Source organism: Flectobacillus roseus, assembly GCF_030056595.1.
In the GTDB taxonomy this organism is placed as follows: Bacteria; Bacteroidota; Bacteroidia; order Cytophagales; family Spirosomataceae; genus Flectobacillus; species Flectobacillus roseus.
In genome coordinates, this window is the sequence record NZ_JASHIF010000002.1 from 192,331 (window position 1) to 206,661 (window position 14,331).

Below are 14,331 nucleotides of genomic sequence, written 5' to 3' on the forward strand. Positions count from 1 at the left end.
CCTGATAACATATCAGGAGTCTTTTTTTATGAATGACAATAAGTCCTGCACTGTTTTAAAATGCCCTTTTGGATAATATTGTAGCTGTGGCTGCAACTCATCTTCATACCCCCAGTTAACCCATGCGCAATCCATATTAATTTTCATACAAGCTTCAATATCTCTGTTCTCGTCGCCTATGTACAAACACTCACGCAAGGGGTATTCAGTAGCTTTGAGTAGCTTTTTCAAAACCTTATCTTTACCCATGAAATTTTCTGAGCAATAGATATTTTTGAAGTAGGTAAATTTTTGATTGTCAAGAAATTGAAGGATATTTTCTTTGCTATTAGAAGACACAATGTCTAGTGTGAAACCCTGTTGGTGAAGTGCAGTCAGAAAATCAAAAATTCCGTCGTAGGCTTGTAGAGACTGAATGTTTTGCTTGTACTTTTTGTATAGTACCGGAATAATAAAAGGGATTTGATAGAGCGGAATTCCCAGATATTCGGCTCGCTTTAGATAAGATAAATGCCTAATTTGAGGAATAGTTTCTGCTGAAATAAGCTTAAAGTTTTTTTCTGTAGCCAATTCATTGTAGATTTTCAGAAAAATTGGGACAGAATTGGCAAGAGTGCCATCAAAATCAAAAATGATGTGTTTATACGTTTGCATAGTATTAATAAGGCAACTGACCCAAAAAGGTTATTTACAACGATCTATTTATTCTGTTGATTTGCAGTATCAAAATTGATTGACAGGTCTTCACTAAATTTTACATATCCTACAGCCAATCCAAATTAATGAACCGAATAGCAATATATGAAGATAACCCTAAACTTCGAGAATTACTCGAATTACTGATAAATTCTGCGGAGGAGTTTCTGGTGGTAGGGACGCATCATAACTGTGAAGATATTTTACGGCATATCCAGTCTGAGTCACCAGATATGCTCATAATGGATATAGATATGCCTGTGATAGATGGAATTACTGGAGTGAAGTTGGTGAAAGAGAAATACCCTAACATGAAAGTAATCATGCATACCGTTTTTGAAGATGACGATCGACTATTTGCTTGTTTGAGCTACGGTGCAGATGGTTATATCCTGAAAAAAGATTCACCAAGTATGCTATTTGGCGCTATAAAACAGCTTTTTGAAGGTGGTGCTCCGATGTCGCCAGGTATTGCCAAACGTATTTTGCAGACTTTTAGAAAACCTGCACCTACCCAAAATTCGTATCATTTGACTGAGCGCGAGAAAGAGGTGCTAGAGTATTTGACCAAAGGTTATTCCTATAAAATGATTGCTCACGAATGTTCTATTTCGATAGAAACCGTACGTCGTCATCTCAAAAATATCTATTTCAAGCTTCAAGTTCAATGTGGTACCGAAGCCGTGGCAAAGGCAATTCGGGAAAAGATTGTCAATGAGTGATTACCTTATATAGAGGCTTAACTAGTTCAAGACTTAGTCTTGGACTTATTTTTTTAAGAGTTTATAAACTGAAATCTTACCTAATCCGAGTCTAAGCCCCAGACTAGGTAAGAATCAAAATTATTGCTGACGCAAGTTTGTCGGAGAAAACTCCGACAACGGCACAATCACTTCCGCAATCCAACATCCGAAATCCGAAATCGAATCCCCTTTATTTTACCCAAATAATACCACCTTCTGGTTGAATTACAAGGGTCGCTTCTCCAGAGTTTGCCACTTTCGTAGATTTAAAAGTTGGATTTCTTTTCTCGTCATCACTATATTCTGCAACGGTTTTTCCTGCAAACATGGGTAATTTTACATTGATTTTTAGCGCAGTTTTTTCAGCATTGACACCCACCAAATACCACTCATTGCCATGACGACGCGCCAATACGCAATATTTTCCTGGGTAACCATCCACAAAAACGGTTTCGTCCCAAGTAGTTGGCACTTTTTTCATGAAGTCAATTTCAAAACTTGGAACATCCGTCAAATTGTTTGGCGTGAGAGCAAAGTTCTGTACGGTAGTTTGGAATAAAACCGCGGTCGCTAATTGAAAAATATCCGTTGTTTTACGAGTTCTTCCTCCATTATTATTTCTGTTGAGACGTTTGTTGAGTAAAGTCCCTCCAAAATCCATACTTCCGACAGTATTTCTAATAAACGGATGCAGAGACGCATTAAATGCTTCATTATCATCAAAATGCTGGTTGAAAATCAAGTTTTCTGATGCCAAAACTGCCTCACTGCTCACATAGTTAGGGTACATTCTTTCCCAACCACGAGGAAGCGTACAACCATGGAAAATAATCATCAAACCATATTCGTTGGCATCGCTTAAGATTTCTTCATAAAGCTGAATAGTTTCCTGTTTGTCACCTCCAAAGAAATCCACTTTCAAGCCTTTTACGCCTTGAGCTTTTAGCCACTTCATTTCTTTTTTACGAGCAATAGCATTATTCATGCAGTTTTTCGGACCTTGAGGGGCGTTGTTCCAAGCACCGTTGGAGTTATACCATAAAAACACATCTACATTTTTAGAATGAGCATATTTAATCAATGCTTCCATGCGTTCATATCCGACATTCTTGTCCCAAAGGGCATCCATCAAAATATATTCATATCCTAATTTCTGAGCCAAATCAATAAACGTAATTTGGTCATCGTAGACCATACTGTCATCTTGCCACATAATCCAGCTCCAAGTGGCACGTCCTGCTTTATATTCCTGTGAAGGTGCATATAGTGGATCAACTACATCAAAAGGAACGGTCGTTTCCACAATCGGTTTCAAACTTGTTCCCACCGTAATGGTACGCCAAGGTGTTGTAGCTGGCAAAGCCATTGCTGGTTCGGCACTTCCATGACCGTTATTTTCGTCTTTTTCTGGAAATGAAATAGTGAACGTGCCATTATTGGATTCACTCAATTTTGAACCACAATAGGCACCTGTTACACCTGTTTCCGAAACCAAAGCCCAAGCTTCTTTACCCACATGGAACAAGGCAGGGAAGGTATATCCCAAACGATATTTGGAGTTTTGATTGAGTGCCGCATCTGCTTCATACTCCTCTTCATAACTTGGTTTAGTGCGCATCCAGCCACTTCCTGCAGGTGCTTGTGGGGTTAAAAAAGTAGTAGTGTTTGAAGGAAAACTAAAACCTGTCAGCTCTTTTTCGACAATACAGTTGGCAGTTTCTTTATATGGAAAAAGTCCATAGCGAAAGGCAATATCGTTGTTGCTTACCTGAAAAGTAATTTCTAAAAGTTTTTTATCAGCATTTGAAAAAGTACAAACCACTTGGTTGGCAACATAGTGAATATTGGATTTTTTGATTCTACTTTGTTGGTAAGTCTTGTCGATTTGTTTTTCTTCTTTTTTGACAAAAGTCAAAGATTTGCTGAAGTCTCCGATACTCGTGACAAGGCCCAATGGAGAGTTTTCCAACACCTTAATGCCTTGATAGGTAACAGAATAATTCGCTTTGCCTTCTGTAACCGCCAAACTAACCTTCAGTTGTTTGTCGGGACTAAGAATGCTTACATTTTCCTGAGCGAAGCTTGAAATTTGCAGAAGCATCGCAACGATAAATAGTACTTTTTTCATAATTGAGTTCAAAAAGCATGACGCTTTATTAATTGGGGCTTAATAGATTAATTTGAATTTTGTAAATATTGTGTCAAATCTACACATTCTTATCTGTTTTAATGCTGATATTAACATAAAAACTAAAAATAAGCCTAGTTTACGACTTAGGTTCGGACTTATTTTTCCCAAGTCATCAACTTCAAAAAAGTACTAAAGTAACCAAACAGTGTGTAATTCACCTAGTTCAAGACTTCGTCTTGGACTCCCTTTTTTCTTAAGTTTTCAACTTCAAAAATCGAAATCATCACCTAACAATGTGTAAAAAGGGTTACGTCCTATTTAAAACAAAGGAATAATCATTTTTAAAATTACTTAATTATTTGAAATACAGTCAATTGTCCGCTTATTCAATGACTAAAAAAGGGCATAGATAAAGGTAAATAAACCCTCTTATTTTGGGTAAACATTTTCCTTGCCCTACTCATGAAGAAACTTTTCATACTACTATGCTTTTGGCAGATTCCGCTATTAGCGCAAGATTTGGGTGGTCTAAAGGGACAAAAGCCTGTCACTGTTTCAGGAGGTTTGAATTTAGGTTTTAATACTTATTCAAATCTTGAAGGCAGGCAACGTCTCGACCCTTTTTCTTGGACTATTTCTGCCAGTCCTGTTATTTCGCTTTATGGTATTCAAATGCCATTCTTTTTCTTGATTAACCAACAAAGTCAGTCCTTTTCTGGACCCTTCCAGCAGTTTGGAATGAGTCCATCTTACAAATGGGCGAGACTACACTTGGGGTATCGTAACCTTAGCTATTCCAATTACACATTGGCTGGGCGAATGTTTTTTGGGGCAGGTATCGACCTGAATCCTGGCAAATTTCGCTTTTCTGCCATGTATGGACGCTTTCAACAAGCAAGTTTGCGAGATACAACTCGTAATACCTTTTCGTCTTTACCCTCTAGCTTCAGACGCATGGGGTATGCCGTAAAAGTAGGAGTGGGGTCTTCTCAAAACTTCATCGACTTGATTTATACCAAAGCATGGGACGAAGAAAATTCTATCAAAATCCCAACAGCCGAAGGTATTACTCCCGCCGAAAACACTACACTTGGCATTGTTTCTCAATTGACATTTTTCAAAAAAATAACTTGGTCGACCGATGTTGGAGTAAGTGGTTATACCTCCGATGTAAATGCCAAAGATTTGACTGGAACCATATCGCTTGATAGTGATTTTTTGAAAAAACTATTTCTACTAAAACGAAGTACTCAGGTGGGTTATGCCGCCAATAGTAGTTTGAGGTTTAGTTCACGCTTTGCATCCTTACAAGTACAATACCGTTTGATTTCGACAGATTATAAGTCGATGGGCGCTTATTTTTTCAACAATGACGTCCAAGAAATTCTATTTTCTCCTTCCTTTTCTTTTTGGCAAGGTCGAGTAAATCTGAGTGGTAGTTATGGTATACAGCAAGATAACGTTAGTAAAACCAAGGCTACTCAAACCACCCGCAACATCGGATCGCTCAATTTGTCGGTGCAACCCTCCACCAAGTTTGGGATGTTGATGACCTATTCGAATTATGGTACTTTCCAGAATAATCCTGATAGAATTATTGATACTCTCAAAATTCAGCAGGTCAATCAAAGTTTGGTGGTAGCACCTCGTTTTTCTTGGGGCGACAGGGTGGTAAGTCATTCGATAAACCTAATGTCGAGTTACCAAAACTCCAGCGATTACAATACTGTTTCCAAACAGTTATTAGAGTTTAATAACCTGTTTTTGTCTTTCAACTATCTGAGAAACAATATGAAACAGAAATTTACGATAAGCCCAGGCGGGATTTTTATCAAAAACTTTTTGTCATACGGAAACACACAGTCGATGGGGGCAAGTTTGAATATTTCCAAAAACTTGAAGTCATTTTCTAATAGCTTGAATGTCAATTACAACCAAAACTATTATAAAGAAAATACCAACGGTTATACATTCAATGCCCGATGGAACGGACGTATCAGACTATCGAGCAAACAACAACTTTCGTTGAGTGCAGCATTGCTCTACAACAAGGATCTCAAATTTGAAGCAAGAAATTTTACAGAAGTTTATACCCAAGCAGGTTACTCTCTCAACTTTTAAATCATTCAACGCCATGAAAAAACTTTTTCTTTTTCTGAGCTTATTGATGGGAGTAGGGTTTGACTCTTTTTGTCAAACCCTTAGTGGAATCAACGTTCAAACGATTTTTCCCCCACCCTATAGCCCAAGACTCAAGGATTATGCACCCGACGGTGCTAATAATTCTTTGAGAGTGATTTTGACGAATACAACCCCCAATCCAGTAGACGTAAAACTCTTGGGAGAAATCAAGGGACAAAATAACGGTGTGCGAGCCGTAACCCGTGACTCCTATCAGCCGTCTTCGCCGATAACTCTACCGGGGAATGGTGTGCCTGTGGAAATAGAGATTTTTGGCTCAAACCAAAACTTTTTTACTGAAAGTAACATCGACATTACGGGCATCGACCCCAAATCCTTGATTGGTGGTTTAATCCCTCAGGGCTTTTACGAATTCTGTATTAAGGTGGCGCCCTACAATCAGCGACCTGCGATATTGAACGGCAATGAACCTCGTGGATGTATTATGATACCCATCACGTATATCGAGCCACCGCGCCTGACTATGCCTGTATGTGACCCCGTTACACCAATTCAATCGACCAATCCACAAAATATCGTTTTTAACTGGACTCCTTGCGTGGGTAATATTGCTGGGGCACAAATCAACTATGATTTTTATCTTGTTAGAGTGCCAGAGGGACAAAATCCCAACGACGCCATTAATAATGCTATCAATAGAAATGTTGGAAATCCATACTCTGAGAAGGGTTTGGTCGCTCCCAATCTCATTTTTGGTGCCAATTACCCCGAGCTCGCCAATGGACTATATGCTTGGATGGTGGTTGCGAAAGATGCTAACGAAAAAATCTTTTTACAAAATGATGGAAAAAGTGAAGTTTGCACGTTTAGAGTTGGTGCACAAGGCGAAATGTTAGCGGCAAATAGTAGTATCGTAAAGTGTAAAAATGCCAAATTTCCAGCCGATTTGATAGCTGTAAAACAGACAGACTTGACGGGAAAAACCATTAAAATAGGCAATTTTGACATGACGATTGACCAAGCCGTGGATTCGCCAGATGGCTGGTCAGGGAATGGTCGAATTACTTGGAATTATGTTCCATTGAAAGTCAAGTTTTCCAAATTGAAAATTAATGCAGCCAATCAAGCTATTTCTGGTTTGGCAAATGGAAGCGATGAAGGTTTTCAAATGCCTGGCATTACTCCGCCAGATTTATCGACCTACAAAAATATAAGTGTAGACTACCTCAAAACCTACACCAATTTGCTAACCAGTAAACTTTGGAATGACCTTAAAGGACAAATGGCTGTTTCATTGCCTATTGGCTATAGTACTGGCGCTGGTTTGATAGGTATTAATTATTTCACGATTGCGCCAGACGGTGCTGAAATGGGAGCATTGTTAAATGTCAAAATGCCAGAGGATAATTCCTTTTTGTCGATGGCTGCCACCGAAATGTGTATGTTGCCCGACAAGCTTTTTCCCAAAAATGCAGTCCTTTATTTAGTCAAAGATTTTAAAGCTCCCTACACGCCAATCACGTTTAAGCAAAGCCACTATCCACAAAACGATGGTACGTATGCCATTCTCGACGAAGACTCAGTTCGTCATGTACACGTAGAAGCAAATTTGAATCTAGGGAAAAATGTGTTGGAATTGAATGACGACAATGGCAATACGCTACCCGGAGATGTGATTACGCAACTCAAATTTGATTTTAATAAATGGAATGACTGGGTTGCTACTGTCACTGTACCAACCTTTGGATTGAAAGATGCAGGAGGTATCTCGGTAAAGGGTTTAGATGCGTTTTATGACCATTCTGATTTTCGTAATCCTCCTAATTTTAGCCCACCAGCCGAATACGATGGAGAAAGAGGGAATACCTTCAAAGGTTTGTACTTGCAACGAGTTGATGTACTATTGCCAAAATCACTAGGCGGCGGAGGCAATAATCGACTCAGCTTTGCGGCATCCAATATGGTTTTTGATAGCGACGGACTTACGGCACGTTTTACGCCTTCACGTTATCCATTGTTGGATTATACCACTGGCAAAATGGGAAAATTAGCCTTTTCGGTTGATTCTTTTGAGGTATTGATTGTCAAAAATGCCTTGATACGTGGCAATATGGTGGGTAAAATACAATTGCCTATTAGTTCGGATGTGCTAGACTATACTTGTAATCTTCGCAATGGTTTGGATTCGCTCAAAATCTTGGTGAAACCCAAACCACAAGGATACAACGTGCCAGTGTTTATGGCTAATATGAAAATAGCCCCCAACTCAGTTTTTGTGATAGGCTTGATAAAAGATAAAGACCCTGAGTTTTTATTTTCGCTCAATGGTACTTTAACCTTAGATTCCAAGCCACCTCTGAATATGGTCGTGCCTGACCTGACTTTTGAGAATTTCTCTCTTTCAACTTTTAAAGCCTTGGGTGGCGACGAAATTGCTGGAAGTGGGATATATCTTCAAACAGGTGAATGGTATCTGGAAGGAGGACTTGCAGGCGAACATGAAAAAGACCCAGCCAATAAAGACGTAAAAGGCGGTCCTCACGAGGATATAATCATGACTTCAGCTGTAGCTAATGGAGGTAAAGAATCAAAAATGGGAGGTTTCCCTATTCAATTGATTCCGCCAAAATTTGTGAAAAATAATATCGGCTTAGGCTTTGAATTTGGGGTAAAAGTCATGGTAGGTGGCGAAGACGCCAGTTTGGCAAATGCCTCAGGTACAGTACAAGTATTAGGTAGATTAGATTTTATAAATGGAAAATTAACCCCTTCTTTCAAAGGAGTCTATCCTTCTCGATTTACGATTGATGGACAATTTGGGCCTGCTAATGTAAAAGGTGAACTGAAATTTTATTATGATGATGCAAAATATGGAACAGGCTTAAGTGGGTGGGGAAAAGTGAAAATTCCGAATTTGGCAACGGTCGAATCCAATATCATTTTTGGAAATACCAATGACTACTACTACGGTTATATGGATGCTTCAGTGGTGGCAAACCCTGGATTTGTATTAGTGCCACCACTTACCTTGACAGGTTTTGGTGGAGGCTTATATTTTAACATGAAACAAGAAGGAACTGTAGATGCTAAAATTGCCAATAAGCCACTCTCAGATGCCGAAAAAATGGAGCTGAACAATGCCCCTGGAGTAACCAAGTCAGGGCTAGTGTATTCACCACAAAAAGGTGCTTGGGGACTCAAAGCTCGTGTGTATATGTCTGTGGCAGATGCCCGCTTATTGACCGCTTCGGTGGGTCTTGAAGCTGGTTTTGCTAATGGAGCATTGAACAATTTTAACGCTACTGGTTCTGTCAATATAATCAGCAAAGATGGTACTCCTGATGACCCAACAACTTTGGTGAAGGGTTCGGTCGCTTTCAATTATTTGGCGCCAGGTATTTATGATGTGAACGCAGATATTACGGCAGGTATCTTAGGAACCAATGTTCAAGTGCCACTGCGTGTACACTTCGATCCACAAAATTGGCATATCAAATTGGGTGATCCTCTCGATACCCAAAAACGTATTGCCTTTAATATTTTGGACTTAAATCTTCCTGTGGTAAAAGCGCATTTGGGAGCCAAATTCTATATAGCAATGGGCAATGACTTAGGTGGTTTGCCAGAATTGCCAGCTGAGGTAAGCAACTTTATGGGTGGTGCCAACGCCGCTGCCGATCAGTATCGCAATGCTCAATATAGTAAGGTAGCCTCCAAAACGAATGTGAGTACCGACGAAGACGGACGAGTTACCTCTGTGCCAAAATTCTCTATTTTGGTAGGGGGACAACTACAGGGTAGTTTTGACGCTACGGTAGCAATTCTTTCTGTAAATGCTTCTGCAATTTTAGGCTTTGATGCTGCCTTAGAATATGGAATCGAATGCGAACAAGGTGGACAAGCCTTGGGCTGGAATGGCTGGTATGCCAATGCTCAAATGTATGCTTACCTCAATGGAGGTGCCTATATTGATTTAGATTCTTGGTTTGCTGCAGGACGTTTCAAAATATGCGAAGTGACCGCTGGAGCAATTCTTAAAGGAGGGATTCCTAATCCGATGTGGATGAGTGGAAGGGTAAAAGTTCAAGGAAATGTGTTGGGTTTAATCAAAATAAATACAGGTTTTGATTTGGCTTTTGGAGAACAATGTACGCCTACCAACAACAAGGATAATGGTTTGGATGGTATCGAAATCATTGGGGATATATCTCCTGCCAACGGCGAAAATGCGGTTGAAACCGATGCGCCAATTACCGTAACGTTCAACACAAGTATCGGACAAGATTATGAATTGGCCATGCCTGATAATACCGTTAAAACCTTCCGTTTTAAACTTAAGGAATACAAACTTACGTATGAAGATAGCAAAAATGGCGGTCGTTTGACCACATTCGATGGCTTCCAAGCGCCTGAATGGGTGAATGATAATCAACAATTGATTTTGTCGAAAAACAAACATTTTGCTTCAACTTCCAAACATAAGTTTAGTATTTCATTGGGTATCGAAGAAATAGGAGGAAAGGGTGATAACGCTAATCGTTCAGAAGAAAAAACGGTAGAGTTTTCAACCGCCAAACAACCTGATTATATAAAGTTTAGCAACGTTAACTATACTTGGCCATTAGAAGGACAAAATTATTTCCTGAAAAATCAATTACCTCAAGGAGTAATCGAAGGACAAATTCCTGATGAGGCCTTTCGCAGCACGGTAGATGGTAGCGATTCAAAATTTAGTGCTTTGTTGACAGGAAAATATATCTACAAAGCGGTATATATTCCGAAGGATGGTGGCGATACACTCACTACAGGGGTTTATTACGACAAACAAAATCAGGTGAAATTTGATATTCCGAACAATTTGCAAAATGATAAAACCTACCGCGTCGAAATCCGTAGAATTTATCAAAGTGCTGTAGGCTCAGCCATCAATCTTAATCAGCAACTTTTGGCTAGCGCCATGGTAAAAGAAAAGGTTACGGTGGCTAAAGCCTCAGCATTTTTAAGAAGCCAAGAGGATTTTTTCTATATCAACAAAAATGCCTTGAATCGTTCAGCAACTTCGTCTTCTTCGATTCCGAAATCTAAGGTAATTTATGACATCGTTTTCAAAACTAGTAAGTACAGTACTATTAATGAAAAACTGTCTGCCGTAAATTTTGAAAGAGCCGAATATCGCAACACGAATAATGTCCAATCGGCGGATTATTTAGTCATGGATATAAAGCCAACTAATGGATCAGCCGAGAATTTTGACGATGCAGAGTTGTATGGTTATACTCGCAATGGTAAAAACCAACCTGCCTTATTAAATGTGTCAAGTCCGATGAAAGCTGGCGTAGTAAGTTTTGATACCTATATTCAAAATGAAGTGTACACGCCTTTGGTGAATTTTGGAGCTAAACAAGTAGGTGTCTATTACGGTGTTCCAGAACTAAGAAAAATTGTCGGTATAGGTACTCCAGATTTAGCGGTAAGTATCCAACGACAGTCTCTGATAGGGCAAGTTGGATCTATTGGATCAGTTAATTTGAATACGTCATTGAATGGATTACAAACTACTGTCAACCAGCCAGCTTCAAATCAACCTACGACTTCAGGTGGTGTGAAAGCAACGCTGGGTAATATCAGTATGATTAGCTCAGCGCTAAGAATGGACGATATTATTGGACCTTCATTGACTTTCTTCCCATTAGAAGACGAGCCTACCCGTATGTATTCTTTTGCCTTTAAAGTTGACCAAGTGGCATATCATGACTTTTATGCAGTCAAGAATTTTGGAGAGAATATGGTTAAAACTCGTCAAGCACTGAATACAAGTTTAGGGAATTGGAAAAACGTTTCTTTAGGTTTTGGTTCTGTTTTCGCAAATATCAACGTGCAAGGAACAAGTCGAAGTTTGACGTTAAATATCTCCGCCTCTTCTATGGCTCGTAACTTTAGTAATGCCGATTTGGATGTGTATAATGGCTATCAATCATCGAGTTATTATACCTTCAAACCACGAACAGGTGGCACAACTGCTTACATTACACTGGATTACAAACCTTATCCAGATGCGCCAACTAATCGAGTGGAGAAGGCTTTCACTTTTGGTACAACAGCATTTATGCCATCACCAATCGTAGGCGGGTATTTTAAATTCTAAGTAAACTGGGACAAAGAAAGTGCAAGCCTAATGTCAAATAAGTAGGGAAACGTTATTAGTTAAAAGTATATTGGTTATTTGAAGGTGTTCATAATCAAAAGGTTACAGTTAAATTTTGCCTCTGATATACTATTAATTTAATCTTTCCTGCTACTTACTAAAATTTGATTTGAATTAAAGGTTTCTAAAGCTTCACGCTGAATGCGCTCTTTGTCCCTTTTTTCGACATCCTTAAAAATCGTGAGTCATGAAAAAAAATCGTTATATATTCATGCTTTTGCTCCTTATTGGGTTAAAAACACAGGCGCAAAAGTCTCTCAATCCCAAGCTACAGCTTCTTGCGCGCAATTACCAAGATTCGGTAGTGTTGCGATGGGCGCCTACCAGTGCTGCTCAGTGGCTTTTTGCTAGTCAAAAAGGCTTTCGTGTTCAAAAAACAGTTATTTCAAAAGGCGCAAACCAAGGAGTAAGTACCCTTTTGACACCCAACAAAATTCTTCCTTTGACTTTTGAGGAGGTAAAATTGCGATACTCCAAACAAGATAGTTATGTGGGTGCAGCCGTGCAGTCACTCTACAATCCTAAAGCAAGCACAACTTTTCAGCAGAGTGTGGGAGGTATTATCCAAAAAAGTAATGAGCAAAATAGTCGTTATGCCAGTGCGATGCTATCTGCCGACTATAGTGCCAATGCTGCTACTGTGCTTGGTTTGCGATGGGTCGATAAAACACCCAAAAATCCAGAGGATATCATTATGTACAAAGTTTGGGTAGATGCAGATACCAAATCTAATACCAAAGTTGATACTGCTACGGTAGTACTATTTGCGAATCAGTTTACCAAAGTTTACGCGCCTATCACAGCAGGCATTTTGCAAGGCGACTCCCAAGTTACGCTTCGTTGGTATCGTATGAGCGTCGATGGTGAGTTTTCTGGTTATTTGATAGAAAGAAGTGAGGATGGAAAGAATTTTAAATCTATTACGAGCAATCCTTACATTCAAACTCCTGCAGATGAAAATATGCTCAAACAAGATTCTTTAACCTATAAGGGTATTAGCAATCCTAGTGCTCTGATTACCTATATCGATTCCAACTTGGTCAACTATCGCAAATACTACTATCGTATCGTCGGAATTGATCCATTCGGGGTGTCTAGTCCAGTGTCGGATATAATGGTAGGTTCACCAAAGGATTTTACGCCTCCTGCAAAACCCAAAAATGTTAAAATCAAAGTTGTAGACAATAAAGAAGTAATCATTACTTGGGAAAAAGTAGGAAATAACAGCGACCTAAAAGGCTATGTCATTGCCAAAGGAGGATCAGTTGCGGGGCCTTTTAATTTTGTCAAAAAAGAGGTCTTATCTAATCAAAGTCTCAGTTTTACCGACGTATCGCCTGAGCCGTATACAGGGAGATATTATGTGGTTGGAGCAGTAGATACCGCTGGGAATGTAAATTATGCGATGCCCGTGGTGGCAAATATTGAGGATAGAACGCCTCCAAAAGCTCCTAATACACTCGCAGCTATGGCTACGCCTCAAGGGAAAGTAGTTGTTGACTGGCCTGCGAGTACCGAACCTGATGTGGCAATCTATAAGGTGTATCGTGCATATCGGAAAGATGCCAAAAATTACACATTGCTTACGCCTTACGGAGTTCCCAATTCTGAGTACACAGATTCTATACCAGACAAAACATTATTGAATAGACAGTTGTTCTATAAGATAGTTGCAGTTGATTTAAGTAATAATCACTCAGAATATTCGCCAGTAGTTATGGCAAAACTGCCAGATACAAATCCTCCTACGGCACCAGTTTTTGAACAAATTGTTGTCGAGAAAAACGGGATAAAACTATTGGTGATACCAAGTTCAAGCGAGGACGTTTCTTTTCATATATTATACAAAAAATCTTCGAAAGGAAGCTGGGAGGTGTTGAAACAATATAATGGGTTATTAACAACCTCTATTAGTTATGTAGACACAGACGTGAAAAATAACCAACGTTATGAGTATAAAGTGGAGGCAGAAGATTATAGCAAGCTCAAATCCAAATCAGAGTTTTCTCAACCGATTTTGTATGTTGGTGAAAATGGCATTGCCAGCGTGGAAGGGCTGAAAGTAAATTATGACCCCAATCAAAAACTTGTGACTTTAGATTGGACTTGCCGTTCAAACAACGTATCTCATTTTGTGATTTATCGTGCTGAAAATAAAGCAGCACTGAGTACGTGGCAGACGGTTGAAGCAAATAAGTTTTCAGAAAAACTGGATAAGACTCCTAATACCTTAGATTATGCAGTAAAAGTCTATTTCAAGGATGGAACTAGCTACAAAATGAGTAATACAGTCAGTGTACAAGCAAAATAAGTGTATGAGGTTTTTCTGTGAATAATCTTCCTATTTGGCTTAACAGTACACGATTATTTTAGAAGAATTTTTACATACATGAGAGAATAAATACCCCATTCTT

The 14,331-nt window shown here is 39.2% G+C and carries 6 protein-coding genes; 4 read left to right on the top strand and 2 right to left on the bottom strand.

The genetic code is table 11. From position 1 onward, the window contains the following. Window positions 1-12: 12 nt before the first annotated feature. On the bottom strand, window positions 13-654 hold the full coding sequence (locus QM524_RS00940) for an HAD-IA family hydrolase (RefSeq protein ID WP_283343074.1): 642 nt from the start codon (window positions 652-654) through the stop codon (window positions 13-15). Between the two features lie 128 nt (window positions 655-782). Between QM524_RS00940 and QM524_RS00945 the strand changes: the two genes are divergently transcribed. After that, a complete protein-coding gene (locus tag QM524_RS00945) occupies window positions 783-1,418 on the top strand; it encodes a response regulator (RefSeq protein ID WP_166579393.1) in 636 nt (211 codons plus the stop codon). Between the two features lie 211 nt (window positions 1,419-1,629). On the opposite strand, the gene QM524_RS00950 is transcribed toward QM524_RS00945, so the two are convergent. Next, complete coding sequence (locus tag QM524_RS00950) at window positions 1,630-3,567, bottom strand: glycoside hydrolase family 97 protein (protein ID WP_283343075.1); 1,938 nt, start codon at window positions 3,565-3,567, stop codon at window positions 1,630-1,632. A gap of 465 nt (window positions 3,568-4,032) precedes the next feature. Between QM524_RS00950 and QM524_RS00955 the strand changes: the two genes are divergently transcribed. From QM524_RS00955 to QM524_RS00965, 3 genes are all read left to right on the top strand, one after another. Next, a complete protein-coding gene (locus QM524_RS00955; protein WP_283343076.1) occupies window positions 4,033-5,691 on the top strand; it encodes a hypothetical protein in 1,659 nt (552 codons plus the stop codon). Window positions 5,692-5,704: 13 nt separating this feature from the next. Continuing rightward, window positions 5,705-11,857 carry a hypothetical protein gene (locus QM524_RS00960; RefSeq protein WP_283343077.1) on the top strand — a complete coding sequence of 2,051 codons (6,153 nt, stop codon included), beginning with the start codon at window positions 5,705-5,707 and terminating at the stop codon, window positions 11,855-11,857. Between the two features lie 247 nt (window positions 11,858-12,104). Next, on the top strand, window positions 12,105-14,228 hold the full coding sequence (locus tag QM524_RS00965) for a fibronectin type III domain-containing protein (RefSeq protein ID WP_283343078.1): 2,124 nt from the start codon (window positions 12,105-12,107) through the stop codon (window positions 14,226-14,228). The last annotated feature ends 103 nt before the right edge of the window (window positions 14,229-14,331 follow it).